Source organism: Sulfitobacter sp. M85 (assembly GCF_029285915.1).
Classification (GTDB): Bacteria; Pseudomonadota; Alphaproteobacteria; order Rhodobacterales; family Rhodobacteraceae; genus Sulfitobacter; species Sulfitobacter faviae.
The window spans coordinates 168932-194459 of record NZ_JABECQ010000005.1 but is presented as its reverse complement, the minus strand read 5'-3'; the positions used below and the strand labels follow the sequence as shown (position 1 = coordinate 194459).

20 protein-coding genes and 4 tRNA genes are annotated in these 25528 nt (G+C 62.2%); 18 read left to right on the top strand and 6 right to left on the bottom strand.

The features are described 5' to 3' along the window. Window positions 1-230 precede the first annotated feature (230 nt). From tgt to HKX24_RS11650, 9 genes are all read left to right on the top strand, one after another. A complete protein-coding gene (gene tgt, locus HKX24_RS11690; RefSeq protein WP_067265027.1) occupies window positions 231-1358 on the top strand; it encodes a tRNA guanosine(34) transglycosylase Tgt in 1128 nt (375 codons plus the stop codon). 105 nt (window positions 1359-1463) lie between these two features. Further along, the gene (locus HKX24_RS11685; RefSeq protein WP_271693483.1) at window positions 1464-2558 is read left to right on the top strand and encodes an alkene reductase; all 1095 of its coding nucleotides are present in this window, start codon (window positions 1464-1466) and stop codon (window positions 2556-2558) included. 232 nt (window positions 2559-2790) lie between these two features. Beyond that, on the top strand, window positions 2791-5202 hold the full coding sequence (gene lon, locus HKX24_RS11680; RefSeq protein WP_271693484.1) for an endopeptidase La: 2412 nt from the start codon (window positions 2791-2793) through the stop codon (window positions 5200-5202). Between the two features lie 152 nt (window positions 5203-5354). Beyond that, window positions 5355-5429 (top strand) — tRNA-Val (locus HKX24_RS11675). A gap of 133 nt (window positions 5430-5562) precedes the next feature. Next, entirely contained in the window at window positions 5563-6144 is a 582-nt protein-coding gene (locus tag HKX24_RS11670) for a histidine phosphatase family protein (protein WP_271693485.1), read from the top strand. Beyond that, window positions 6141-6710 (top strand): histidine phosphatase family protein, encoded by a 570-nt coding sequence (locus HKX24_RS11665; RefSeq protein ID WP_271693486.1) that lies wholly within the window; start codon window positions 6141-6143, stop codon window positions 6708-6710. Before HKX24_RS11670 ends, HKX24_RS11665 begins: the two co-directional genes overlap by 4 nt. Window positions 6711-6751: 41 nt before the next feature. After that, window positions 6752-6827 (top strand) — tRNA-Val (locus tag HKX24_RS11660). Window positions 6828-7229: 402 nt separating this feature from the next. Next, a tRNA-Asp gene (locus HKX24_RS11655) sits at window positions 7230-7306 on the top strand. A 151-nt stretch (window positions 7307-7457) separates the two neighbouring features. After that, window positions 7458-7534 (top strand) — tRNA-Asp (locus tag HKX24_RS11650). 125 nt (window positions 7535-7659) lie between these two features. Here the strand turns inward: HKX24_RS11650 and HKX24_RS11645 are convergent. Next, window positions 7660-9030, bottom strand: coding sequence for a M20/M25/M40 family metallo-hydrolase (locus HKX24_RS11645; protein ID WP_276154020.1), 1371 nt, complete (start codon window positions 9028-9030; stop codon window positions 7660-7662). Window positions 9031-9111: 81 nt separating this feature from the next. Continuing rightward, window positions 9112-10188 carry a histidine kinase dimerization/phosphoacceptor domain -containing protein gene (locus HKX24_RS11640; RefSeq protein WP_271693488.1) on the bottom strand — a complete coding sequence of 359 codons (1077 nt, stop codon included), beginning with the start codon at window positions 10186-10188 and terminating at the stop codon, window positions 9112-9114. Between the two features lie 222 nt (window positions 10189-10410). Here HKX24_RS11640 and hemA point away from each other — a divergent pair, with 222 nt between their 5' ends. From hemA to ispG, 3 genes are all read left to right on the top strand, one after another. Next, window positions 10411-11634 (top strand): 5-aminolevulinate synthase, encoded by a 1224-nt coding sequence (gene hemA / locus HKX24_RS11635; protein WP_276154019.1) that lies wholly within the window; start codon window positions 10411-10413, stop codon window positions 11632-11634. A 120-nt stretch (window positions 11635-11754) separates the two neighbouring features. Then, window positions 11755-13056 carry a RodZ domain-containing protein gene (locus HKX24_RS11630; protein WP_271693489.1) on the top strand — a complete coding sequence of 434 codons (1302 nt, stop codon included), beginning with the start codon at window positions 11755-11757 and terminating at the stop codon, window positions 13054-13056. A gap of 88 nt (window positions 13057-13144) precedes the next feature. Further along, complete coding sequence (ispG, locus tag HKX24_RS11625) at window positions 13145-14269, top strand: flavodoxin-dependent (E)-4-hydroxy-3-methylbut-2-enyl-diphosphate synthase (RefSeq protein WP_271693490.1); 1125 nt, start codon at window positions 13145-13147, stop codon at window positions 14267-14269. 129 nt (window positions 14270-14398) lie between these two features. Here the strand turns inward: ispG and HKX24_RS11620 are convergent, their stop codons facing one another. Beyond that, complete coding sequence (locus tag HKX24_RS11620; protein ID WP_271693491.1) at window positions 14399-14890, bottom strand: disulfide bond formation protein DsbA; 492 nt, start codon at window positions 14888-14890, stop codon at window positions 14399-14401. A 2-nt stretch (window positions 14891-14892) separates the two neighbouring features. Beyond that, on the bottom strand, window positions 14893-15642 hold the full coding sequence (locus tag HKX24_RS11615; protein ID WP_271693492.1) for a DsbA family protein: 750 nt from the start codon (window positions 15640-15642) through the stop codon (window positions 14893-14895). Window positions 15643-15738: 96 nt separating this feature from the next. On the opposite strand from HKX24_RS11615, the gene HKX24_RS11610 reads away from it, so the two are divergent. The 5 genes from HKX24_RS11610 to HKX24_RS11590 all read left to right on the top strand — a co-directional run bounded on the left by HKX24_RS11610 (window position 15739) and on the right by HKX24_RS11590 (window position 23555). Next, window positions 15739-16881, top strand: a complete 1143-nt coding sequence (locus tag HKX24_RS11610) for an aminotransferase class I/II-fold pyridoxal phosphate-dependent enzyme (RefSeq protein ID WP_271693493.1) — start codon at window positions 15739-15741, stop codon at window positions 16879-16881. A gap of 59 nt (window positions 16882-16940) precedes the next feature. Then, complete coding sequence (locus HKX24_RS11605; protein WP_271693494.1) at window positions 16941-18161, top strand: N-acetylmuramoyl-L-alanine amidase; 1221 nt, start codon at window positions 16941-16943, stop codon at window positions 18159-18161. 128 nt (window positions 18162-18289) lie between these two features. After that, window positions 18290-20845: a penicillin-binding protein 1A gene (locus tag HKX24_RS11600; protein ID WP_271693495.1), complete on the top strand. Its 2556-nt coding sequence runs from the start codon at window positions 18290-18292 to the stop codon at window positions 20843-20845. Window positions 20846-20971: 126 nt separating this feature from the next. Then, complete coding sequence (prfB, locus tag HKX24_RS11595; RefSeq protein WP_271693496.1) at window positions 20972-22096, top strand: peptide chain release factor 2; 1125 nt, start codon at window positions 20972-20974, stop codon at window positions 22094-22096. A 49-nt stretch (window positions 22097-22145) separates the two neighbouring features. Continuing rightward, window positions 22146-23555 (top strand): amidase, encoded by a 1410-nt coding sequence (locus HKX24_RS11590; RefSeq protein ID WP_271693497.1) that lies wholly within the window; start codon window positions 22146-22148, stop codon window positions 23553-23555. A 6-nt stretch (window positions 23556-23561) separates the two neighbouring features. On the opposite strand, the gene HKX24_RS11585 is transcribed toward HKX24_RS11590, so the two are convergent. Continuing rightward, entirely contained in the window at window positions 23562-24359 is a 798-nt protein-coding gene (locus HKX24_RS11585; protein WP_271693498.1) for a helix-turn-helix transcriptional regulator, read from the bottom strand. 217 nt (window positions 24360-24576) lie between these two features. On the opposite strand from HKX24_RS11585, the gene HKX24_RS11580 reads away from it, so the two are divergent. Continuing rightward, the gene (locus HKX24_RS11580) at window positions 24577-24936 is read left to right on the top strand and encodes a hypothetical protein (protein ID WP_271693499.1); all 360 of its coding nucleotides are present in this window, start codon (window positions 24577-24579) and stop codon (window positions 24934-24936) included. Between the two features lie 12 nt (window positions 24937-24948). On the opposite strand, the gene ilvN is transcribed toward HKX24_RS11580, so the two are convergent. After that, on the bottom strand, window positions 24949-25509 hold the full coding sequence (gene ilvN, locus HKX24_RS11575; RefSeq protein WP_067268661.1) for an acetolactate synthase small subunit: 561 nt from the start codon (window positions 25507-25509) through the stop codon (window positions 24949-24951). Window positions 25510-25528 lie beyond the last annotated feature (19 nt).

Below are 25528 nucleotides of genomic sequence, written 5' to 3'. Positions count from 1 at the left end.
GGCTGCGTTGAGGTTGCGCGTAGCGAGCCGCGCATAGTTGGATTGCTGGCTTCAAAGCGTGCGCAGGAATGCGTTGGGGGTGATCAAGCGGCGGCGATCCAGCCCGGCCAAGCACCAAGCCCGTTATCCTTTGAACGATACCATTCTCGTGCAATCTCGGCTATTTCAGCTTTATTGCATGTTTCCCGCCACTGGTTTATCGCGCCAGTCGCAGGCAGAGAGGGCATCGTATGACCAGCACCGGATTCACCAAACACGCGCAGGACGGCAAGGCACGCAGCGGCGTGATCCAAACCCCGCGCGGCGAGATCCGCACGCCTGCCTTCATGCCGGTGGGCACAGCAGCGACGGTTAAGGCGATGATGCCCGAGAGCGTGGCCTCCACCGGCGCGGACATTCTGCTGGGCAATACCTACCACCTGATGCTGCGCCCTACGGCAGAGCGTGTGGCCGCCTTGGGCGGGCTGCATAAGTTCATGAATTGGGACAAGCCGATCCTGACCGACAGTGGCGGTTTTCAGGTGATGAGCCTTGCCGGCCTGCGCAAGCTGACCGAACGCGGCGTGACTTTCAAAAGCCACATCGACGGCTCCAAACATGAGATCACGCCGGAGCGCTCGATGGAGATTCAGGAGCTTCTGGGTTCCGACATTGTCATGTGTTTCGATGAATGCCCGGCGCTGCCCGCCGACCGGGACCGCATCGCCGAAAGCATGCGTCTGTCGATGCGCTGGGCCAAGCGCAGCCGAGAGGCCTTTGGCGACCGCCCCGGTCACATGTTGTTCGGCATCCAGCAAGGCGGGTTGGAAGAAGACTTCCGCCAAGAAAGCGCCGAGGCGCTGCGCGAGATCGGCTTTGACGGCTATGCCGTCGGTGGCCTGGCCGTGGGGGAGGGGCAGCAGGCGATGTTCTCTACCTTGGATTTCTCGACCGACATGCTGCCCGAGGACAAGCCGCGCTACCTGATGGGCGTGGGCAAGCCCGACGATATCGTCGGTGCCGTGGCGCGCGGCATCGACATGATGGACTGTGTGCTGCCCTCACGCTCTGGCCGTACGGGGCAGGTCTTTACCCGGATGGGCGTGCTCAACATCAAGAACGCGCGGCATCAGGATGATCCGCGCCCGCTGGATGAGAATTGCAGCTGCCCGGCCTGCCGCAACTATTCGCGCGCCTATCTGCATCACGTCTTCCGCAGCCAAGAGATCATCTCGTCCATGCTGCTGACATGGCACAACCTGCAATACTACCAAGACATCATGGCCGGCATGCGCACGGCCATTGCGGCGGGGCGGTTCACCCAGTGGCAGGCCGATTTCCACGCAGGCCGCGAACAGGGCGACATCGACCCGCTCTGAGGGGCGGGCGCCTCGGCCTCACGGGAATTTGTGCGGATGATCCTTGCTGCAAGGTGGCGGGGTCTTAGGTGCCTTGCACATTCTATTGCAAGGAAAGGCCCGAATATGACCGAGAAGCTTTTTACCCCTTTCACCGCCGGTGAGATCGCGGCCGAGAACCGTTTGGTGATGGCCCCCCTGACGCGCAACCGCGCGGATAATGAGACCGGCGAAGTCTCGGACATGCATGTCGACTATTATCGCCAGCGGGCCGGCGCGGGCATCATCATCACCGAGGCCACGCAGATCAGCCCTGAGGGCAAGGGCTATTTCCAGACCCCCGGCATTCATAGCGAGGGCCAAGTCGCTGCATGGCGCAAGGTGACCGACGCGGTGCATGCCGAAGGTGGGCGGATCGTCGTCCAACTGTGGCATGTGGGCCGGATCAGCCACACCTCCCTACAACCCGATGGTGGCAAGCCTGTCGCGCCTTCTGCTATCGGCGCTGGCGTGAAAACCTTCACCGCCAACGGGTTCGAGGATACCTCCGAGCCGCGCGCGCTTGAATTAGATGAGATGCCGCGTCTGGTCGCCGACTATGCCCATGCCGCCGAGATGGCCAAGAAAGCAGGCTTCGACGGGGTCGAGGTTCACGGGGCCAATGGCTATCTGCTGGACCAATTCCTCAAAACCGGCAGCAACAAACGCGAGGACGCCTATGGCGGCAGCGTGGAAAATCGCGCACGGCTGCTGTTCGAGGTGCTGGATGCGGTGACGGAAGTCTGGGGCGGCGAACGGGTGGGGCTGCGCCTCTCGCCCTTTTCGCCCGCCAACGGGATCGAAGACGCCAATCCCCAAGAGACCTTTGAATATGTCGTGAAGGGGCTGAACCGCTACAACCTCTCCTATCTGCATCTTGTCGAAGGCGCGACAGGCGGCTCGCGCGAGTTGGACGAAGGCGAAAGCATCGCCGCGCTGCGGGCGCTCTTTGACGGGCCTTACATGGCCAACAACGGCTATGACCGCGAAATGGCGATCAAGGCCGTGGCCGAGGATAAGGCCGATCTGGTCGCCGTGGGCCGCCCCTTCATCGCCAACCCCGATCTGCCGCGCCGCTGGCAGATGAACGGGCCGCTGAACGAGGGCGATACCGATACCTACTATGGCGGCGGGCGCGAAGGCTTTACCGATTATCCGACGCTGGAACAGGCCGAAGCCTGACCGATCAGGGGCGCCCGCGCGGCGCCCCTATCTTACGACGCACGCAATTGGGGCGAAATCACCCCATCGCGCGCTTGCCTCCATCCCGCCGAAGCGCGATGATGGCGGTCGAATAGCCCGCAAGGGATTGAAACAGGCGGATGGGATGCACACATGTCCTGTCCAGAAGAGGGGATGTCAGAGGCCGCCTATGACAGGGGCCCGGATGTCTTGCTAAGATAAGGAATTGAGCATGTTAGAGCCACTGAACGCATCCTACCCGGTGCTTCCGCTGCGCGACATCGTCGTGTTTCCGCACATGATCGTGCCGCTTTTCGTTGGCCGCGAGAAATCCGTCCGCGCCCTTGAAGAGGTGATGGCGGACGATAAACAAATCCTGCTGTCGAGCCAGATCGACCCCGCCGAGGATGATCCCGACACATCCGGCATCTACAAGGCCGGTGTGCTGGCCAATGTGCTGCAACTGCTAAAACTGCCCGATGGCACCGTGAAAGTGCTGGTCGAAGGCCAAGCGCGGGTGCGCATCACCGAATACCTTGAGAACGACAACTTCTTTGAGGCCCGCGCCGAGTATCTGACCGAGATGCCGGGTGACGCGGCCACCACGCAGGCGCTGCTGCGTACCGTGGCCGATGAGTTCGAGCGCTACGCCAAGGTCAAGAAGAACGTCCCCGAGGAAGCGCTCGCAGCCGTTGGCGAAAGCGCCGAGCCCGCGCGTCTAGCCGATCTCGTGGCCGGTCACCTTGGCATCGAGGTCGAGCAGAAGCAGGACTTGCTGGAAACGCTGAGCATCTCCGAGCGGCTTGAGAAGGTCTATGGCCTGATGCAGGGCGAAATGTCGGTGCTGCAGGTCGAGAAGAAGATCAAGACCCGCGTGAAGTCCCAGATGGAGCGGACGCAGCGCGAATATTATCTGAACGAACAGATGAAGGCGATCCAGCAGGAACTGGGGGACGGCGAGGACGGCAAGAACGAAGTCGCCGAGCTTGAAGCCAAGATCGCCGAGACCAAGCTGAGCAAGGAAGCCCGCGAAAAGGCCGAGGCCGAGCTGAAGAAGCTCAAGAACATGTCGCCAATGTCGGCCGAAGCCACCGTGGTGCGTAACTACCTCGACTGGATGCTGTCCATCCCGTGGGGCGTGAAATCCCGCGTGAAGAAGGACTTGGGCCGCGCGCAAAAGGTTCTCGATGACGATCACTATGGCCTTGAGAAGGTCAAGGAGCGCATTGTCGAGTATCTGGCCGTGCAACAGCGTTCGACCAAGATGAAAGGCCCGATCATGTGCCTCGTCGGCCCTCCGGGCGTCGGTAAGACATCCTTGGGCAAATCGGTCGCCAAGGCCACGGGGCGCGAGTTCATTCGCATCTCGCTCGGCGGCGTGCGCGACGAATCCGAGATCCGCGGCCACCGTCGGACCTACATCGGCTCCATGCCCGGCAAGATCATCCAGGCGCTGAAAAAGGCCAAGACCACGAACCCGCTCATCCTGCTCGATGAAATCGACAAGATGGGGCAGGACTTCCGTGGGGATCCGGCCTCGGCCATGCTCGAAGTGCTCGACCCGGAGCAGAACGGCACCTTCGTGGACCACTATCTCGAGGTGGAATACGACCTGTCGAACGTGATGTTCCTGACCACATCGAACAGCTACAACATGCCCGGGCCGCTTCTGGACCGGATGGAGATCATCCCTCTTTCGGGCTACACCGAGGATGAAAAGCGCGAGATCGCCAAGCAGCATCTGGTGCAGAAGCAGATCAAGAACCACGGTCTGAAGAAGAAAGAGTTCGAGATCGAGGATTCGGCCCTCACCGGCATGATCCGCTACTACACCCGCGAGGCCGGCGTGCGGAACCTTGAGCGCGAGATCGCCAAAGTGGCGCGTAAGTCGCTGACCAAGATCGTTAAGAAGGAGGCTGAGAGCGTCACCGTCACTGGCGACAACCTCGAAGACTACCTCGGCGTGCGCAAGCACCGCTTCGGTCTGGCCGAGGAGAAGGACCAGATCGGCGTCGTGACCGGGCTGGCCTATACCTCCGTTGGCGGTGAGCTTCTGAGCATCGAGGCGCTGCGCCTGCCGGGCAAGGGCCGGATGAAGACCACCGGCAAGCTTGGCGACGTGATGAAGGAAAGCATTGACGCGGCCAGCTCCTATGTCCGGTCGATCTCTCCGCAGATCGGGATCAAGCCGCCGAAGTTCGACACGCTGGACATCCACGTTCACGTGCCGGACGGCGCTACGCCAAAGGACGGCCCCTCGGCCGGTCTGGCGATGGTGACCTCGATCGTCTCGGTGCTGACGCAGATCCCGGTGCGGCGCGACATAGCCATGACCGGCGAGGTCAGTTTGCGCGGCAACGCCATGCCGATCGGCGGATTGAAGGAGAAACTTCTCGCGGCCCTGCGCGGCGGCATCACCACGGTGCTGATCCCCAAGGAGAACGAGAAAGACCTGCCGGACATCCCCGACAACGTCAAAGAGGGGCTGACCATCATCCCCGTGAGCCATGTCTCGGAAGTTCTGGAGCATGCGCTGGTGAGCAAGCCGAAAGCGATTGATTGGGATGAAGCCGCCCAAGAGGCCGCCGAAGCCGCTGCGATGAAGGCCCGCGCCGCAGGCGTGGACGCCACGACCACGCATTAAGGCGAACGGGCCGTCAGAATGTCATCAACGCGCGCCTTCCGGGGCGCGCGTTTTTCGTATCCACCGTGGGGCAGGGCCCGCCGCATCTCGCGACAGTTTTTGCGCCAAACCCTCTTGCAAGCCGCGCCGCAATTGGCTACTTCGCCCCGCAAGGGTGATTAGCTCAGTGGTAGAGCGCTTCGTTCACATCGAAGATGTCAGGAGTTCAAATCTCTTATCACCCACCATCTTCCCCCTAGTTCGCGTTGAATTAGCTTGCCGCTCCGAGCCTGCACCCATGCACCATGGCTTGCCTTCTCTGCGTCGGAGTGATCCTTATCCCCATCGGCCCATACCACGGGCACCACGGGCGGAGAGAGCATGTCGGCACATCCTAAAATCTGGTTCCTGCGCCACGGGCAGACCGAGTGGAATCGCGCGTTTCGTTTGCAAGGGCATCTCGATTCACCGCTGACCGATCAGGGCATCGCTGAGGCCGAGCGACAAGCGCAGATCATGCCAGCGATCCTTGCGCAAAAGCCGGATATCCTCGTCTCTCCGCTTGGCCGCGCGCAGCAGACGGCGCGGATTGCGTTGAATGGGGCCGCTTTCCAAACGGATGCCCGGCTGAAAGAAATCCATGCAGGCGATTGGCAGGGGGCAACCCGGGATGGGATATTCGCCGCGCACCCCAACCTCGCTGCCCGCGCCCCGGCCCCGTTGGAGATCTACGCCGCCGCGCCGGGCGGGGAGGGGCTGGCGGCCTTTCGTGGGCGGATACGGGCGGTGCTCGACAGTTTGACCGCGCCGACGGTGCTGGTCGCCCACGGGCTCTGGGGGCAGGTGCTTCGCGCAGAGGTATGCGGCGTCGATGCGGCAGAGGCCGGTCGGCTCAGCAACCGGCAGGGCTGCGTCTATCTGTTGGAGAACAGGACCGAGCGCATCTTGGAAGCTCCCGCATGAGCCGTTACACGACGCTCTATATCCTGCGCCATGGGGAGACGGAGTGGAACCTCGCCAATCGGCTCCAAGGGCATTTCGATTCCCCGCTGACCGAGCGGGGGCGCGAACAGGCCGCGGCGCAGAATGCTATTCTGAAACGCTGCAATCTAGCGGGGTTCTCGGCGCTCAGCAGCCCGCAGGGGCGGGCGGTGGTCACAGCCGAAATCGCGCTGGCAGGGACGGGGCTAAAGGCTGCGCCTGATCCTCGTTTGGGGGAGATCGGCATCGGCGCTTGGGCCGGAATGCCGCGCGAGACGTTGCTGCGCCAAACCCCCGCCGCGCGTGATTCCTACGATCTTTATGAACACGCCCCCGAGGGGGAGGGATTCGCGGCGCTGCATAAGCGCTGCCAGCGCTTTCTGGACAGCCTGACCGGCCCCCATGTGCTGATCACCCACGGCATCACATCGCGCATGTTGCGTCTTATTTTACTGGGCCGCACGCCTGCCGCGCTGCGGGAGATGCAAGGCGGGCAGGGGGTGGTTTTCCGTCTCGAGAACGGTCAGCAAGAAAGGCTGACATTATAGGCTTGAAGCCCGCCCCCACCTTGGGCTATCAGGTCCAAGTCGGGTCGTTAGCTCAGTTGGTAGAGCGCTTCGTTTACACCGAAGATGTCGGGAGTTCGAGCCTCTCACGACCCACCATCCCTCCAACCTATTTATTTGGATCAACCGGCTGCCCCAGTGGTGAGCCCGACCGACGCCCGCCCGCTGCGCGGTCAGTCTGGGTCGGGAGTTCGAGCCTCTCACGACGCAGCATTTCCCTCTCGTTCAGCGATTGATGTTGGGCCATCAGCTCAATGCCTCCGCGGCATAGCAGTATTCCAAGCCATAGCCTTCGTCAGCCCCGACCATCGGGGCGGCCAAGCAAAAGCGGCCCGATCCCTCCGCGAAAATCACCCGATTTTCGGCCTCAAACCCAGCCCATCAAACGCCCCAAAAACAACTTACGAAAATTTCACATTTTCGCGCAAACCGCGCTTGACGGCGGAGCGCCCTCACCATAGAACACCCAAACGCTCCGGGGCGACCTGGAGAGTGCAGCGGGCGGTTGTAGCTCAGTTGGTTAGAGTACCGGCCTGTCACGCCGGGGGTCGCGGGTTCGAGCCCCGTCAACCGCGCCACCGCTGCCTGAAAAGGGGACCTCTTTGAGGTCCTTTTTTTCGTTTCCAATCCCCTTAAAATGCCACTCAAAAACTTCTTTCGGGAAAGCGCATTTTCTCACGCGAATGCGCTTGACGCCCCGCGCCCCGTGGCCTATTCCGCCCACATCGCGCGGTTGTAGCTCAGTTGGTTAGAGTACCGGCCTGTCACGCCGGGGGTCGCGGGTTCGAGCCCCGTCAACCGCGCCACTTTCCCACTTCATTTCGTAACGTGCAGGCGCTAAGCCCTAGTTCGCGCAGGGTTTTCAGCGTTGCCTTTTGAGGCCCTGACAGTGGAATATATGGCGACCGGGCAGGCCCGATCGCCAATCTGCTCAGGTCAGCGCATCAATGATGCGCGCCCAGGAGCGGATGCCTTTGTGAAAGCTCTCCATGTCGTATTTCTCGTTCGGGGAGTGGATTTGATCGTCATCCTTGCCGAAACCGATCAGCATCGGCTCGGTCCCGAGAATCTTCTGAAAATGCCCGGCAATCGGAATCGAGCCACCACAGCCGATATAGGCCGCAGGCACCTGCCATTCGTCGCTGAGCGCTTGGCGGGCGGGTTCGAACATCGCATGACCGATGTCCACCCCCGAGGCTTGGCTGGCGCCGTGGCCTGAGAATTCGACCGTGCAGTCTTCGGGCAGCATCTCAGCCACCATCTTGCGGAAGTTCTCACGGATGGCGAGCGGGTCTTGCGTGCCGACGAGGCGGAAGCTGATCTTGGCATGGGCCTCGGAGGGCAGCACCGTTTTGAAGCCATCGCCGGTATAGCCGCCCCAGATGCCGTTAACCTCACAGGTCGGGCGCGACCAGATCATCTCAAGCGGGGTGCGGTCCTGCTCACCCGCCGGTTTGCTGAGCCCCACGTCGCCGAGGAAGGCGCTATGATCAAAGGCGAGGCCCTGCCACTGCGCTTCCAGATCCTCGGGCAGGTCCGGCACGCCGTCATAGAAGCCGGGGATGGTGATGCGGCCTTCGTCGTCATGCAGTGCGGCGATCACCTTGCTCAACGCGCGGATCGGGTTCATCGAAATGCCGCCATACATGCCCGAATGCAGGTCTTTCGACGGGGCGGTGACGGTCAGCTCTTCGCCCAAAAGCCCACGCAGCATGGTGACGATGGCGGGGGTCTTGCTTTCGAACAATCCAGTGTCGCAGATCATCGCCACATCGGCTTTCAACTCCCCCGCGTTCTCCTCCATAAATGGGACGAGGGAGGGGGAGCCGGATTCCTCTTCGCCTTCGAGGAAGAAGGTGATGCGGCAGGGCCAATCGCCTTTCACCTCTTTCCACGCGCGCAGGGCTTCGATGATGGTCATCAACTGGCCCTTGTCATCGGCGGCCCCGCGGCCCCGGATCACGCGGCCCTTGTCAGTCTCCTCAACCGCGGGATCAAACGGGTCACGGTCCCACAGGTTCAGCGGATCGACCGGCTGCACGTCATAATGGCCGTAGAACAGGAGGTGCGGCTTGCCTTCGCCCACATGACCCACAACCATCGGATGGCCCGGCGTTGCGCGTTTCTCGGCCTCCACACCTATGGATTTGAGATCGGCCACCAGCCAATCGGCGGCGCGGTCGCAATCGGCCTTATAGGCCGGATCGGTCGAGATTGACGGGATGCGCAGCAGGTCCAACAGACGGTCGGTGGCGGCGGGCAGATCGTTGTCGATCCGGGCGAGAACATCGTCGAGGGACATGGGCATAATTCCTTGCGCTTGTGAATTTGGCGCGAAGGTATCAGGCGGGCAGGGCGTGTCCAGTGGCCGTAGGGCCCGCGTTCAAAAGGTGAGCGAGAGGCGGCTGCCCTCGGCGGTAAGCTGGCTGTCGACCTGCGCATTGAGCTGCGACGCCGCCGCCGCCATCAAGGTCTGCCCAATGCTGTCGGCTCGCCCTTTGCCTTCGTTCGCGGCCCCGATGCCATCGTCTTTGCATTCAAGGTGGAAATGCCCGTCCCGCAGGCTGAGGTCGATTTCGATATGGCCGGGCGCGCCATTCGGGAAGGCGTGTTTGATCGAATTGGCGGCAAACTCGCTAATGATCAGCCCCAAGGATGAAGCCGCGCTGGATCGTAGGGTCACAGGGTCCGACCGGTAGCTGATTTTGACATGCCCCGGTGCGGTTTCCTGCAAAAGCTCCAGGACCCTGTCGAGGTATTTGCCCGCATCGACCTCATCGCGCCCGTGCCCGGATTGCAGTTCACCATGGAGCGTTGCCATCGCGTTGACGCGGCGCTGGATGTCGTTCAACACATTGACCGTGTTCATATCGTCCAACTGGCGGCTGTGCAGCCGCACCATGGCCGACAATGTCTGAAGCGAGTTCTTGACCCGGTGGTCGGCCTCGCTCATCAGCGTCGCTTGGCTGCGCAGGGAAAGGCGCAGGTCGAGCTGTTTCATCACCTGACGGGACAAGACAGAGATCGCCTTGCGTTGCAGCGCGGTCAGCCTGCGGGGTTTGGTGTCGAGGATGCACAGCGTGCCAAGCGGCAGCCCGTTGGACGCAATCAGCAGCGCACCTGCATAAAACCGCAGCCCGTCGCCTGCGGTGCACAGCGGGTTGTCGGCCATGCGCGGGTCTTTCAGCGTGTCGGGAATCTCAACGAAGGGCTCTTCCAGAATCGCGTGAGAGCAGAGCGAGGTTTCGAGCGGCGTCTCGCGCGCACCCAGACCCACTTCGGCCTTGAACCACTGTCTGTCCTTGTCGATCAGGTTGATCACTGAAATCGGCGCGTCACAGATCTCAGCCGCCAGTTCGACGATCTCGTCGAACTCCTCCTCGCGCGGGGTGTCGAGAATCTCGTAATTATAAAGCGTCCGCAGGCGCTGGTCCTGCTGGGGATGTGGAGTGGCGCGCAAAACAAACTGCCCTTTCTGGATTGGTCCTTTGGAAGCATGAAAGCGGCTGGCAATACAAGCGAACAATCTTAAATCGAGCGTAGAACGCGCAGCGCCTGCGACAGTTCGCCCCGCAAAGGGGCCGGGATAAGAGATTGAAGCTTCGGCTTTGGATCTGTAATCATTCTAAAAGCTGAATATGGAGGGGCCCCCTCCTGTTCGCGCCAAAAGATGGAGACGCGCATGGACTATAACGAGAAGCTCGACGCGGCGATTGCGCGCCTGCATGACGAAGGACGCTACCGGACCTTCATCGACATCGAGCGTCGCAATGGTCAGTTCCCCCATGCCGTCTGGACCAAACCCGACGGGTCGCAGCAGGATATCACCGTTTGGTGCGGCAACGACTATTTGGGCATGGGGCAGAACCCCGTGGTGATCGAAGCCATGGAAGAAGCGCTGCGCGCCACCGGCGCAGGCTCTGGCGGGACACGCAACATCTCGGGCACAACGGTCTATCACAAGCAGCTAGAGGCCGAACTGGCCGATCTGCATGGCAAGGAAGCGGCGCTGCTGTTCACCTCGGCATATATTGCCAATGACGCCACGCTTTCGACCCTGCCCAAGCTCTTTCCGGGGCTGATCATCTATTCCGACGCACTGAACCATGCCTCCATGATCGAAGGCGTGCGCCGCAATGGCGGGGCCAAGCGTATCTTCCGCCACAATGATGTCGCCCATCTGCGCGAGTTGATGGAGGCGGATGACCCTGCCGCGCCCAAGCTGATCGCCTTTGAAACGATCTATTCGATGGATGGCGATTTCGGCCCCATCGAAGAGATCTGCGATCTCGCAGATGAATTCGGCGCGCTGACCTATATCGACGAGGTGCACGCGGTTGGCATGTATGGCCCGCGCGGGGCAGGGGTGGCCGAACGCGACCGGCTGATGCACCGGCTCGACATCATCAACGGCACGCTGGCCAAAGCCTACGGCGTAATGGGCGGCTATATCGCCGCCTCGGCCAAGATGTGCGACGCGATCCGTTCCTATGCACCGGGGTTCATCTTTACCACCTCGCTGCCGCCTGCCGTGGCTGCCGGTGCCGCCGCTTCGGTCGCCTATCTCAAGCGCGCGCCGGAGTTGCGTGAGAAACACCAGCAGCAGGCCAAGGCTTTGAAGCTGCGGCTGAAGGGGTTGGGCCTGCCGATCATCGATCATGGCAGCCACATCGTGCCCGTTATGGTGGGCAACCCGGTGCACACCAAGCTTCTGTCGGACATGCTGCTCGAAGATCACGGCATCTATGTTCAGCCCATCAACTTCCCCACCGTGCCGCGCGGCACGGAGCGGTTGCGCTTCACGCCCTCGCCGGTACATGGACCCAAAGAGATGGATGCGCTTGTCCGGGGGATGGACGTGCTCTGGTCGCATTGTGCGCTGAATCGTGCCGAAGCTGCGGGCTAACGCAGCGCTATTCGTGTTTTCCGTTGTCTTGTGGTAGCCTTTTGTCAAGAAAAGGCTACATCCGAATCGTTGGGGCGTGTTTGGATCAAAGCTACAGGCTAACAGGGACAGGGCATATTGATGATCGGGCGATGGGCCTCCAGAACCGCTGAGGACGAAACAGTCGAACCCAAAGGGTTCGATGCATTCGAATTGCGGTTGGGGGATGTCATGCGCGGCGAACGGGCCACGCTTGGTAAATCCCTGCTCGACGTGCAGCGCGAATTGCGCATCAAAGCCTCCTATATCGCCGCAATCGAAAACTGTGATCCCGGCGCATTTGACACGCCCGGCTTCATCGCGGGCTATGTGCGTTCCTACGCGCGCTACCTCAATATGGACCCTGATCAGGCCTTTGCCGCCTTCTGCAAGGAATCCGGTTTTGCCGTGGCCCATGGCATGTCCGCCGAAGCCTCTGTGGTCAAAAAGCCGAGCTTTGAGGAACGCCGTAAGTCCCCGAAAGAAGATGATCTTTTCGCCCGGCCCAACACGCCCTTCGTGCCCACGGGCGACGGGTTGCTCAGTCGGATTGAGCCGGGGGCGGTTGGCTCTTCGCTGGTGCTGATCGCGCTGATTTCGGCCATTGGTTTTGGCGGTTGGACCGTGCTGAAAGAGGTGCAGCGCGTGCAGGTGGCCCCGGTGGATCAGACCCCGATCGTGCTTTCCGATCTCGACCCGCTGGATGGGGCTCTGGCCAGCGCACCCGACGCGGAAGACGATTCCGCCGCGCCGCAAAGCGTGGAAAGCCCCCGGGCCGAGGCGCTGGACCGGCTATATCGCCCACAAGCGCTTGACGTGCCGGTGCTGGTGGCGCGTGACGCGCCGATTGCTTCTATCGACCCGCGCTCTGTCAGCAATTTCCCGACGCCGGACCGCCCCGATACCGCCCCGCAAGGCACCGTGGTGGCCGAGGCGACGGAGGGCGATGACAGCATCACCAGCGCCATCGACGAGGCGGTGATGCTCGCCAATGCCGATACCGACCTGCCCAAACCGCAGGTTGTTGAGCCTTTGGGCGAGAAAGTGCGCATGGTCGCAGCTTACCCCTCTTGGGTGCGGGTGCGCGCGGCTGACGGCACGGTGATTTTCGAAGGTGTGATGAACAAGGGCGACACATGGGATGTGCCCGTCACTGAAGAGCCGCCCTCCCTTCGGACGGGCGAATCCGGTGCGCTTTATTTCGCCATGGCGGATGGCTGTTTCGGCCCCGTGGGGCCGCGCGGGGCGGTGACCTCCAACGTGCCGCTCCACGCGCAGGCGCTGGCCGAGCTTTATGAGCCGGTCGATCCGACGGCGGAGCAATCACTCAGCCGGATGTTTGCCGACCTCGAAGGCTCGCTCGACCCCTCCGCTCTGGCGGCGATGCCCTGTCAGGGCAGCTAAACGCGCGGGCCGCCGCTGCCCATTGCACATGAGGCCCCGGCTGAATAGGTAGGGGGCCAAAGCCCCTGATCCCGCGAAAGGTGTCTTCATGTCGCTTCATTCCATTCGCCCTTGGCGCGATATTCCGCGTCGCAAGTCCCGGCAGATCATGGTGGGCAATGTGCCGGTGGGCGGTGATGCGCCGATCACCGTGCAGACCATGACGAACACGCTGACCACCGATGTCGCCGCCACCATCGCACAGGTCCAAGCCGCCGCCGACGCAGGTGCCGATATCGTGCGGGTCTCGGTCCCGGATGAGGCGTCTTCCAAAGCCCTGCGCGAGATTGTGCCCGAAGTGTCGGTCCCCATCGTTGCGGACATCCACTTTCACTACAAGCGCGGGATTGAAGCCGCCGAGGCCGGTGCCGCCTGTCTGCGCATCAACCCGGGCAACATCGGCGATGAAAAGCGGGTGCGTGAGGTCATCAAAGCCGCGCGGGACCACAATTGCTCAATCCGCATCGGCGTGAACGCGGGCTCGCTGGAGCGGCATTTGTTGGAGAAATACGGCGAACCATGCCCCGATGCGATGGTCGAAAGCGGTCTGGATCACATCAAGATCCTGCAAGACAACGATTTCCACGAGTTCAAGATTTCCTGCAAAGCCTCGGACGTTTTCATGGCCGCGGCGGCCTACCAACAGCTTGCCGATGCCACCGACGCGCCCATCCACCTCGGCATCACCGAGGCGGGCGGGCTTATGTCGGGCACGATCAAATCGGCCATCGGTCTGGGCAACCTTTTGTGGAGCGGTATCGGTGATACCATCCGCGTCTCCCTCTCCGCCGATCCGGTGGAAGAGGTGAAGGTTGGCTATGAAATTCTCAAATCCCTCGGGCTGCGGCACCGAGGGGTGAACATCATCTCCTGCCCCTCCTGCGCGCGGCAGGGGTTTGATGTGATCAAAACCGTTGAGACCTTGGAGAAACGGCTGGAGCATATCAAGACGCCGATGAGCCTGTCGATCATCGGCTGCGTGGTGAACGGCCCCGGCGAGGCGCTGATGACCGACGTGGGCTTTACCGGTGGCGGAGCCGGGTCTGGCATGGTCTATCTGGCGGGCAAACAGAGCCATAAGCTCGGCAATGAAGGTATGATTGACCATATCGTCGAGCAGGTCGAGGAACGTGCGGCGCAGATTGAGGCTGAGGCGGTGAAGGCTGCTGAGTAGGTTGGGGGCTGGGCCGCTGGCGCTGTGTTGGTTGAGGGGCTGCGCAGAGGTATTTTTAAAAGGATGAAGATGAGGGGGAGCGCGTGAGCCGGGAGGTTGGCGCGCTTTGTCTGTTGTTGGAATGGGTTATTAATCAGTGGGTTGGGGAGTGGTCTTCAGCTTGTTTGGGGTGAGGTGTTTTTCGAGGACTATGGGCGGCATGTGGCCGTTGAGGATCATTTCGGGCAGCACGTAGAAGGGGGCGTCGGTGAGCCCTAGGGTGGCGGCCCAGCGGGCGGGCTGGGGGTGGCTGAGATCGTGTTGGATGAAGGTGATGCCGTAACGCTTTGTGACCGCGGTCAATTCGTGGACGGCGGTGGCGCAGGTCTCGCAGTCGTCTGCGAGGAAAAGCGCGATGGGGTGGCCTGCCAGAAGGTCGGGAGCGAGCTGTTCGAGCAGGGACAGGTCGTTTTGGATATGCTGCTGCATTTGCGTTTGGCCCGCCAGCGCTTTGGCGATGACATCGCCATTGGCAAGGATCGCGGCGCGGAGTTCGGTTTCAAACGCATCACGCGCGGTCGGTTCATCGGCCCCGGCGGGCTGGGCCAGCGCGAGCGCGGCCAAGACTGCCGGGGCGCGCATCTTTAGCCGCGCTTTTCTTCCACCAGTGCCATCATTTGATCATAGGGCAGGTAGCCGCGCAGCATTTCGTCTTGCATGACGAAGGTGGGTGTGCCGGTGATCTGCAACTTTTGGGCCAGCGCGCGGGTTTGGGCGATCTCTTGCGTGACCGCGTCGCTGTCCATCTCGGCTTCGATTGCTGCGACATCCAGATCGAAGCTTTCGCCCAAGCGGCGGAGGGCGGGGAGGGTGACCGCTCCGTTGAAGGCCATAAGCGCATCGTTCAGTTGTTTGTAAGCGTCATCGCCCGCGACCTGTTTGGTTGCCACGGCAAAGCGCGACGCCAGCAGCGATTGCTCCCCAAGGATCGGGAACTCTTTGACGATCAGTTTGATGTTGCCGTCTGTTTCCAGCAGTTTGGCCACTTCGCCATGGGCGCGTTTGCAGTAGCCGCAGCGGTAGTCGAGGAATTCGACCAGCGTGATGTCCCCCTCCGGGTTGCCGCCGACCCAAGAGTAGCCATCGTCGAAAATCTCATCGGCATTGGCCGAGACCAGATCGAAATCCGCCTGCATCTGCGCTTGGGCCTGACGGTTTTGCATCTGCTCCACCGCTTGCAGGATCACTTCGGGGTTTTCCATCAGATAGGCGCGGACCTCGGCCCGGAACTGCGCGCGTTCGGCGTCCGTAAGCTCGGTCAGGTCCATCGCCCCGGCGGGGGCGGCAAGGGTGACTGCGCCGGCAAGGGCAGGGGCGAGGAGGCGGGCGAACATGGGCGGTCCTTTCGGTAAAGCTGCGAAATAGGGGCCAAGGGTTGACGCCCGGCATCAGGCGCGGTGAAAGCACATGCCGACAGTAGGAGCAAGCCCATGCGCAATTCAACCAGGTCCGCCGTTGATCCCTTTATCGTGATGGACGTGATGCAGGCCGCCAGCGCCGCCGAAGAGGCGGGCCGTCACATCATTCATATGGAGGTTGGCCAGCCCGGCACGGGCGCGCCGAAAGGGGCGGCGGCCGCGCTGGCCAAGGCGATGGGTGAGGGGGCCCTGGGCTATACTGTGGCGCTTGGCCTCCCTGCTTTGCGGGCGCGGATCGCGCAGATGTATGGCGAATGGTATAACGTCGATCTCGATCCGGCGCGGATGGTGATCACCCCCGGGTCCTCCGGCGGGTTTTTGCTCGCCTTCACTGCGCTCTTCGATTCAGGGGATCGGGTGGGCATCGGCGCGCCGGGCTATCCCAGCTACCGTCAGATCCTGCGCGCCTTGGGGATGCAGCCCGTCGATCTGCCCGCCGCGCCCGAGAACAGATATCAGCCGGTCGCGGCGGATTTCGCGGGGCAAGACCTGCGCGGTTTGCTCGTGGCCTCCCCTGCCAATCCTTCGGGCACGATGCTCGACCGACCCGCCTTGACGGCGCTGACGGAGGCTTGTGCGGCCAATGACATGTCCTTCATCTCGGATGAGATTTACCATGGCATCGAATATGATAAGAAGGCCGTGACCGCGCTGGAGGTTACCGATGACTGCTATGTGATCAACTCCTTCTCGAAGTATTTCTCGATGACTGGCTGGCGCGTGGGTTGGATGGTGGTGCCCGAGGATCAGGTGCGCGTGGTCGAGCGGATCGCACAGAACATGTTCATCTGCGCACCCCATGCCAGCCAGATTGCGGCGCTAGCAGCGATGGACTGTGACGACGAATTGCAGGCCAATCTCGCGGTTTATCGGCGCAACCGCGACCTCATGATCACCGGTTTGCAAGAGGCGGGGTTTACCGACATCGCCCCGCCCGATGGGGCGTTTTACGTCTATGCCGATGTTTCGCGCTTTACCGATGACAGCCGCGCCTTTGCGGCGGAAATTCTGGAGAAGGCTGGGGTCGCCGTGACCCCCGGACTCGATTTCGACCCGGCGCGGGGGCATAAGACGCTGCGCTTTTCCTATGCGCGCAGCACGGCGGATATGGAGGAGGGCATCGCCCGGCTCAAAGCCTTCATGGCGGCGCGCTGAATGCTGGTTTGGCCGCGCGGCAGGTGATAGAAGGGCGAAAACGGGCAGGGTGATCGATCATGCGGGCAATCTTTAGGGGACTGGCAGTCTTGTTGGCCTGCGCGGGGCCGGTCACCGTCGCGGCGCAGGAGTTGACGGCGCTGGCGCGGGTCGATCCGGTTGAGAGCACAGTGAGTGATCGCTGGTTCGGCAAGACCGATTTGACCGTGACGCTGAGCCAGGGCGTGCCTTTCCGGGTTTTTCTGCTGGATGATCCCGCCCGCCTGATCGTCGATTTCCGCGAGGCGGATTGGTCGAATGTCGCCCGGGGAGATCTATTGGAAGAACCGGGCCGTATCTCGGCACTGCGGTTTGGTGCGTTTCAGCCCGGTTGGTCGCGTCTGGTGGCCGATTTGGCCGAGCCGATGGTTCCCGCTGAGATTGGCATGCCGGTGGACGCAAGCAGCGGCAAGGCGCGGCTTGAGATTACCTTGGAGACGGTCGAGCCTGCGATCTTTGCCAAGGCCGCGGGCGCGCCGGTGGACCCTGATTGGACCACCGCGCTCACCGCGCCGCCAAAGCCTGCGGTGGCTGACAAGGACAGTTTCACCGTCGTTCTGGACCCTGGTCACGGCGGCATCGACCCCGGTGCGCAGCGCGAGGGGTTGGACGAGAAAGACCTGATGCTCAACTTCGCCCGCGACCTGCGCGATGCGCTGCGGCGCAAGGGCGTGGATGTCTTGCTGACCCGCAACGAGGATATTTTCGTCGCCTTGGAGCACCGGGTCGCCATCGCCCATCAGGCCGAAGCGGACCTTTTCATCTCGCTCCATGCCGACAGCCTGTCGCAGGGCGGGGCGAGCGGGGCGACGGTCTATACCCTTTCCGATGATGCCAGCGATGTGGCGACCGAACATCTGGCGGCGCGGCATGACCGGTCGGACATCATCGCGGGGGCGGATTTGACCGGCTCGGATGATCAGGTGGCGGGCATCCTGCTGGATCTTGCCCGGCAAGAGACCGAGCCGCGCTCAGATGCGCTGGCCGAGATTTTGGTCGATGGCATGCGCGCGGCGGGCGGGCCGTTGAACAGCCGGCCTCTGCGGCGGGCGGGTTTCTCGGTCTTGAAGTCTGCCGATATTCCTTCGGTTTTGGTCGAAGTGGGGTTCCTGAGTTCCAAGCGCGATCTGACCAATCTGCGCGATCCGGTGTGGCGCGCGTCGATGGTGAGCGCGATGGCGGATGCGATCGTGACGTGGCGTGATCAGGATGCTGCGCTCAAACCATTGATCCGAAAGTAAAATGAAAAGATCTGGCTGCTTTCGCGATGGGCGAAGATTCGCCCCCGCTGGCGGCCATGTGTTTTGACCCGCGCCAGCGCATCCTGTATAGGCTCGGAACTGTCCCTAGCCAATGGTGGTCCGCGCGCGTGTTTCGATTTGTTCTGTCCTTTTTCGGGGGGATCTTTACCACCCTGACCCTGAGCGTCGGCATGGTGGCTTTGACCATCGGGGCGGTGTTCTGGATGTATGGCCGAGATTTGCCCAGCCACGAGTCGCTGGCGCAATACACGCCGCCGACGATCAGCCGTATTTACTCGGGCCAAGGCCGTTTGATCGACGAATTCGCCAAGGAGCGTCGTCTTTTCGCCCCGGCCAATACCATTCCGGATCTGGTGAAACAGGCCTTCATCTCGGCAGAGGACAAGAACTTCTACACCCATGAGGGCTATGACCTGCGCGGCATCGGTGCGGCGGCGGTGGATGCGGTCAAATCGCGCGGGCGCGACGTGCGCGGTGCTTCGACGATCACCCAGCAGGTGATGAAGAACTTCCTCTTGTCGGGTGACCGGCGGGCCGAGCGCAAGATCAAGGAGATCATCCTTGCCTCGCGTCTGGAAGAAACCCTGAGCAAGGAGAAGATCCTTGAGCTCTATCTGAACGAGATTTTCCTCGGTCAGAACTCCTATGGCGTAGCCGCGGCCAGCCAGACCTATTTCAACAAAACGCTGAGCGAACTGGCCCCGCATGAGGCGGCCTTTCTCGCCTCGCTGCCCAAGGCGCCCTCAGATTACCACCCGGTACGCCGCAAGGACCGGCTGCTGGCGCGGCGGAACTTCGTGCTGCGGGAGATGAAAGAGAACGGCTATATCTCGGAAGCGGTCTATGAAACCGAAGTGGCGCAGCCGCTGCGCTCGGTCCAGAACGGTGATTTCGAGAGCTTCAAGGCCGAACTGCCGCCGCGGGATTACTTCACCGACGAAATTCGCCGCCAGTTGAGCGAGGATTTCGGCGAGGGGGAGTTCTTTACCGGCGGTCTGACCGTGCGCGCGACCATCGACAATGAGATGCAACCCATCGCCGCCAACGCCCTGCGCCGTCAGCTAGAGCAATATGATCGCGGGCAGGGCATCTGGCGCGGGACACGCTTCGAGATCCCCGCCGATCAACTGGACAGCGAAGAGAAATGGCGTGCAGCGCTAGCGGATCTGCGGGTGCCGCGTGACATCGATCTGGAGAACCAGTGGTATCCGGCGGTGGTGCTTGAGGTCGGCAGCAATGACGCCCGCATCGGGATCGAAGGCGTCGAGGATGACGAAGACGGCCACTGGATCCCGGCCAAAGACGTGCAATGGGCGCGCAAACGGCTGGATGACGGTTCTCTCGGGCGCAAGGCTCAGGTGGCGGGCGACCTGCTTGAGGTGGGTGAGGTCGTCTTGGTCCGGCGCATGACCTCGGACAGCGACGGATCTTTCATCCGCTGGACTTTGCGGCAGGTGCCAGAGGTGCAGGGCGGTTTCGTCGCGATGGACGTGCACACGGGCCGCGTGATCGCGATGCAGGGCGGCTTTTCCTATCAGGCGAGCGTGTTCAACCGTGCCACACAGGCCAAGCGCCAGCCGGGGTCGAGCTTCAAGCCCTTCGTTTATGCCTCCGCGCTCGACAGCGGCTATAGCCCCGCGACCATCGTGGTCGACGCTCCGATTGAGATCAACACGCCGCAGGGCGTTTGGCGCCCGCAGAACGCTTCGCATAAATTCTATGGTCCGACGCCCCTACGCACCGGGATCGAACAGTCGCGCAACCTGATGACCATCCGTCTGGCTCAGGAAGTCGGCATGGATGTGGTCGGCAGCTATGCGGAGCGTTTCGGCGTTTACGACGACCTCGCGCCCTTGCTGTCGAACGCGCTCGGCAGTCAGGAAACCACGCTGTACCAAATGGTTTCGGCCTATGCGATGTTCGCCAATGGCGGTGAGCGGGTGCAGCCCACTTTGGTCGACCGGGTGCAAGACCGCTATGGTCGCACGGTCTACAAACATGATGAGCGCAAATGCTACGATTGTGAGCAGATCAACCTCGCCCCCGGTGAGGCGCCGCGGATCATTTCCAACCGCGAGCGGGTGATGGACCCGGTGACCGCCTATCAGTTGACCTCCATGATGCGCGGCGTGGTCGAGCGCGGCACGGCGCGCAATGCGGTGAACCTGCCGGTGCCCATCGCGGGCAAGACAGGCACCACCAACGATGAAAAAGACGCGTGGTTCGTAGGCTTTTCGTCCAACGTCGTGGCGGGCTGCTACATCGGTTTTGACACCCCGCGCCCGATGGGCCGGGGCGCGGGGGGCGGGCGGCTCTGCGCGCCCGTGTTCCAACGCTTCATGAGCCAAGCGATCAAGAAATACGGCGGCGGTGACTTCACAGTCCCCGAGCAGTGCCGCTTTATCAAGATCGACCGTTTCACCGGCGCGAGGCTAAGCGACAGCGCCACGGGCGCCAATGTCGTGTCGGAATGTTTCCGCGATGGCGAAGAGCCGCTCTTTGGCATCTCTTTCGATGGCGGTTTTGCCATGGGGGCGGACCTGCCGCTGGTCGAAGAATTGGGTGGCTCCTCCTCGCGTGAGGTCACCACATCGACCGGCAAGAAAGCCACCGTCGGCCCCAAGGCGAGCTTTGGCACGCTGAGCTCGGGCGGTCTTTACTAATCAGGCCAAAGGGGGCAGGGCAAAGCTGCGCTTTGCCGCCCCCCACTTGCCGCCGCTGGCGGGCTGGTCTATCTCTCGTGCGGCTCCGGTTTTCGGGGCCGCATTACTTATCAAAGGCAGGCACACATGCGCGCAGAGGCACAGAATACCGCGGACCAGATCAGCAAATCGCTGGAATTGCTGGCCCAGCGATTGGATGTGGAGACCGCGCCCTACCGGCTGGAAGAATTCAACGCCCGCGTCGAAGACCCGAACCTTTGGGACAACCCCGATTCGGCGCAAAAGCTGATGCGTGAGCGTCAGTCGCTGGTCGATGCCATCGACACCTATGAGGGCATCAAACAAGAGTTGGCCGACAATCTCGAACTGATCGAACTGGGCGAGATGGAAGAGGACGAAGAGGTCATCTCGGACGCCGAGGCGGCGCTGAAGGCGCTGGCCGAAAAGGCCGCGCAGAAGGAACTCGAAGCGCTGCTGAACGGTGAGGCCGACAGCAATGACACTTTTCTTGAGATCAATGCAGGCGCGGGCGGCACGGAAAGCTGCGATTGGGCCAGCATGCTGGCGCGGATGTATGTCCGCTGGGCCGAGAAGAAGGGCTATAAGGTCGATCTTCAGGCCGAAAGCCCCGGTGACGAGGCGGGCATCAAATCCGCGACCTATAAGATTGAAGGCCATAACGCCTATGGCTGGCTGAAATCCGAAAGCGGCGTGCACCGTCTGGTGCGCATCTCGCCCTTCGACTCGGCAGCCAAGCGGCACACCTCCTTCACCTCCGTGAAGGTTTACCCGGTGGTCGACGACAATATCGAGATCGAGGTGAACCCCTCCGATATCCGCATCGATACCTACCGGTCCTCCGGCGCGGGCGGTCAGCACGTAAACACCACCGACTCGGCGGTGCGGATCACCCACCACCCCACGGGCATCGTCGTGACCTCTTCGGAGAAGTCTCAGCACCAGAACCGCGACATCGCTATGAAAGCGCTGAAATCGCGGCTCTATCAAATGGAGTTGGACAAGCGCTCGGCACTGGTGAACGAGGCGCATGAGAACGCAGGTGACGCGGGCTGGGGCAACCAGATCCGCTCCTACGTTCTGCAGCCCTACCAGATGGTCAAAGACCTGCGCACCAATTACGAGACCTCGGACACCAAAGGCGTGCTCGACGGCGATCTTGATGGGTTGATGGGGGCGACGTTGGCGCTGGCGGTCTCGGGCAAAAGCCGGGCCGAGGCGCAGGGCGACTGAGCCCATGCCGTCCCCTTCTTGGAATGACAGTGACCAATAGGGGGACATGATGGAATTGCTAAATTGGGACGCCTCAGAACTGTCCGAGGCGCTGGCCGCGCGAAAGATTTCCGCGGTCGAGTTGATGCAGGCGACCTTGGACCGGATCGAGGCGGTGAACGGCAAGGTGAATGCCGTCGTCTCCCTCCGCGATCGCGACGCTTTGCTGGCCGAGGCTGAGGCCGCCGACGCGGGCCCGCGCAAGGGCTGGCTGCACGGCATTCCCATGGCGATCAAGGATTTGGCGGATGCGGAAGGACTGCCCACCTCGCAGGGCTCGCCGCTGTTCGGGGCGGCACCGGCCAAACGGGATCACCCGGCGGTGGCCCGTCTGCGTGCCGCCGGGGCCATTGTGATCGGCAAGACCAACACCCCGGAATTCGGCCTTGGCAGCCATACCTTCAACCCGGTGCATGGGGCGACCTGCAACCCCTATGACCTTGGCCGCTCGGCTGGCGGCTCCTCTGGCGGGGCGGCGGCGGCGCTGGCGGCGCGGATGGTGGCCGTGGCCGATGGCTCCGACATGATGGGCTCCCTGCGCAATCCGGCGGGGTGGAACAATGTTTACGGCATGCGGCCCAGCTGGGGCACGGTGCCTTCGGGCAATGACGGCGATCTGTTTCTGCACCAGCTTTCGACCTTGGGGCCGATGGCGCGCAGCCCGCGCGACCTTGCCGCCCTGCTGGACGTGATGACAGGCCACGACCCGCGCGAACCGCTGACCCGCACCACCCCCGATGCAGCACCGCAGATCGACGCGGCGCTGACCCCCCAGCGGATCGGCTGGCTGGGCGACTGGTGCGGTGCCTTCCCCTGTGCGCCGGGGATCATCGACCATAGCGAAGCTGCACTGAAGCGCTTGGCCGACCTTGGCCATACGGTCACGCCCTTGGCGGCACCCTTTGATGCGGAGACCATGTGGGAAAGCTGGATCACCCTGCGGTCCTTTGCCGTGGCGGCCTCCCTCGGGGCGCTCTATGATGACCCCGCTCGGCGCGAGGGGCTGAAACCGGCCGCGCAATGGGAGGTCGCGCGGGGGCAGGGGTTCTCGGCCTCTGACATCCAGCGTGCCAGTAGCATCCGATCTGATTGGTTCCGCGCGGCGGATGCTCTCTTTGAGGAAGTCGATGTGTTGGTGCTGCCCTCGGCGCAGGTCTGGCCCTTTGCAGTCGAACAGGTGCACCCGACTGAGATCGACGGCCAGCCGTTGGACACCTATCACCGTTGGATGCAGGTGGTGGTCCCGGCCAGCCTGATCGGCCTGCCGGTGGTCAACATCCCCGCGGGTTTTGATGCGCGCGGTCTGCCCTTGGGGCTGCAACTGATCGGCAGGCGCGGCAGCGACGCGCGTCTTCTCCAATTGGCCCAAGGTTGGCATGAGGCGACGGGCTATCCGCAGGCGCAGCCGCCCCAGCTCTAGCGGGGCTCAGTTAAAGGGCGCGTCGGGCTGAAGCAGGCGGCGGTGGTAGGGCATCAGCGCGTCGATGTCGGTGAACCCCGCCTGCCGCGCGGCGGGCAGAACGGTTTTGGGGTCTCTGCCGATATACTCATAGGTCAGCCGGGTCACCCGCGTGCCCGCGGCGCTTTCGGGGGCGGTGCGGGTGACGTAGCCCACCCAAAAGTTATTCTCGAAAGAGGCGACGCGGTTGAGGTAGTTGAACGACCCGGTCAGCGTGCGACGCCGCGAAACGACGATGGAAACCCCATTCTCCTGCCGTGAGACGATGCCGCGATATTCCCGCGCCATCGGGTTGGTCGGCAGCTCTTGTGCGCGCAGCGATGGCGCACTCTCATAGCCGCGCAGGAAGGTGCTGCTGCCATGGCGCGTGATAAAAACCACGCCGGTCACGAATCTGTCCTGATCCAGAAAAGACCGCCGCGCGAAACGGTAAAAACCGCTTGGGAAATCCGCCTCGGGCACGTTCTGAACCCCGGTGCCCAGAAAGTCGCGCAAGAAGCTGTTGTTGATCGGATCTTGGTTCAGGGAAATCTCGGTTACCGGCTCCAGCAGCACCCGCGCGTCGATCTCGAAAAAGCGGCAGATCCGGGCCAGTACATCGGGCCGGGGGAAGCTTTCGCCCGAGAGGTAGCGGTTGAATTGCGTGCGATTGATGCCAAGCTGCCGGGCAAGGTCAGAGATCGAGGGGTAATCCGCTGCCAACTGGCGCAGATTGGCGCCGAACATGCTACGAAGTTCAGAGGGGGAGCGGTTGGGAGCGGACATGCAGCCTCGTTCTGATTTGCGTCGCGGCCTTAGAATAAAAGCCGTTATGGCCAGATGGTTAACAGACTGACGCGAAGGCGCGTCAAAGCTGACGCTGATTTGTAGCTGACCCTACTGGAACCGACACAAAATGCAAGCGGACGTTGCATTTTAATCTATGTTGCACCCCTTTCGATTGTCGCAGAATGGAGAACAAACATCGAAAGCGGGGTTAACTATGATCGGTGTAGTTCTGTGGAGCGATAATAGCGCCGGAAAAGCGGTTTTCTGGTGCGAAGATCAAGGCGATCTTGCCTATTACGAAGAGCCGGCGATCCGTGTCGGGCAGGGGGCGGGGTTTGACACGGGCGATATGGTGCAGTTCGACGTCTCAGTACATCGCAAGCTGCGTATCGCGGACAACCCCCGGCTGGTGCAGGAGAAAGCGGCTTCGCATCTGCCCGAGGCGCTGCGGCAAGATAACCCCGTGGCGGCAGAGCCGGAGGCAGAGGGAAAGCGCCAGCGAGGCGCCCAGATCATCCCCTTTACCGCCAAGCCCGGACCGCGCCAATTCCGCGCGGCCCAACTGAAAGCCTAAACGCCCCGCTTGTCAGACACCACGGGCGAGCGCGGCCACGCCCGTGCGGGCGACATCGGCCAACCCCAACGGGCGCATCAACTCGGCGAAAGCGTCGATCTTGTCGGGCGCGCCAGTGATCTCGAACACAAAGCTTTCGAGCGTGCTGTCGACCACATTGGCGCGGAAGATATCCGCCAGCCGCAGCGCTTCGACCCGATGTTCGCCCTTGCCGACGACTTTGAAAATCGCCAGTTCCCGCTCCACGCTCGGCCCTTCGACGGTGAGGTCATGCACCTCATGCACCGGCACGATGCGACCGACCTGCGCCTTGATCTGCTCGATCACCTGCGGCGTGCCGCTGGTGACGATGGTGATGCGCGACAGATGCCCGGTGTGGTCCACCTCGGCCACGGTCAGACTGTCGATGTTATACCCCCGGCCCGAGAACAGGCCGATCACCCGCGCCAGCGCGCCGGGCTCGTTCTCGACCAGCACGGCCAGCGTGTGTTTTTCAACCACATCCGAGAAGTTGGGCCGTAGGTTATAGGCGGAATGCGAGGTCGCACCTTTTTTGATTTTTAGGGCAGCCATGTCTTCGTCCTTCTTCATC

Excerpts from the sequence above, each read along its gene's own strand:
- tgt (WP_067265027.1), top strand. The coding sequence starts at position 231 with ATGACCAGCACCGGATTCACCAAACACGCGCAGGACGGCAAGGCACGC.
- HKX24_RS11685 (WP_271693483.1), top strand. The coding sequence starts at position 1,464 with ATGACCGAGAAGCTTTTTACCCCTTTCACCGCCGGTGAGATCGCGGCC.
- lon (WP_271693484.1), top strand. The coding sequence starts at position 2,791 with ATGTTAGAGCCACTGAACGCATCCTACCCGGTGCTTCCGCTGCGCGAC.
- HKX24_RS11670 (WP_271693485.1), top strand. The coding sequence starts at position 5,563 with ATGTCGGCACATCCTAAAATCTGGTTCCTGCGCCACGGGCAGACCGAG.
- HKX24_RS11665 (WP_271693486.1), top strand. The coding sequence starts at position 6,141 with ATGAGCCGTTACACGACGCTCTATATCCTGCGCCATGGGGAGACGGAG.
- HKX24_RS11645 (WP_276154020.1), bottom strand. The coding sequence starts at position 9,030 with ATGTCCCTCGACGATGTTCTCGCCCGGATCGACAACGATCTGCCCGCC.
- hemA (WP_276154019.1), top strand. The coding sequence starts at position 10,411 with ATGGACTATAACGAGAAGCTCGACGCGGCGATTGCGCGCCTGCATGAC.
- HKX24_RS11630 (WP_271693489.1), top strand. The coding sequence starts at position 11,755 with ATGATCGGGCGATGGGCCTCCAGAACCGCTGAGGACGAAACAGTCGAA.
- ispG (WP_271693490.1), top strand. The coding sequence starts at position 13,145 with ATGTCGCTTCATTCCATTCGCCCTTGGCGCGATATTCCGCGTCGCAAG.
- HKX24_RS11620 (WP_271693491.1), bottom strand. The coding sequence starts at position 14,890 with ATGCGCGCCCCGGCAGTCTTGGCCGCGCTCGCGCTGGCCCAGCCCGCC.
- HKX24_RS11615 (WP_271693492.1), bottom strand. The coding sequence starts at position 15,642 with ATGTTCGCCCGCCTCCTCGCCCCTGCCCTTGCCGGCGCAGTCACCCTT.
- HKX24_RS11610 (WP_271693493.1), top strand. The coding sequence starts at position 15,739 with ATGCGCAATTCAACCAGGTCCGCCGTTGATCCCTTTATCGTGATGGAC.
- HKX24_RS11605 (WP_271693494.1), top strand. The coding sequence starts at position 16,941 with ATGCGGGCAATCTTTAGGGGACTGGCAGTCTTGTTGGCCTGCGCGGGG.
- prfB (WP_271693496.1), top strand. The coding sequence starts at position 20,972 with ATGCGCGCAGAGGCACAGAATACCGCGGACCAGATCAGCAAATCGCTG.
- HKX24_RS11590 (WP_271693497.1), top strand. The coding sequence starts at position 22,146 with ATGGAATTGCTAAATTGGGACGCCTCAGAACTGTCCGAGGCGCTGGCC.
- HKX24_RS11585 (WP_271693498.1), bottom strand. The coding sequence starts at position 24,359 with ATGTCCGCTCCCAACCGCTCCCCCTCTGAACTTCGTAGCATGTTCGGC.
- HKX24_RS11580 (WP_271693499.1), top strand. The coding sequence starts at position 24,577 with ATGATCGGTGTAGTTCTGTGGAGCGATAATAGCGCCGGAAAAGCGGTT.
- ilvN (WP_067268661.1), bottom strand. The coding sequence starts at position 25,509 with ATGGCTGCCCTAAAAATCAAAAAAGGTGCGACCTCGCATTCCGCCTAT.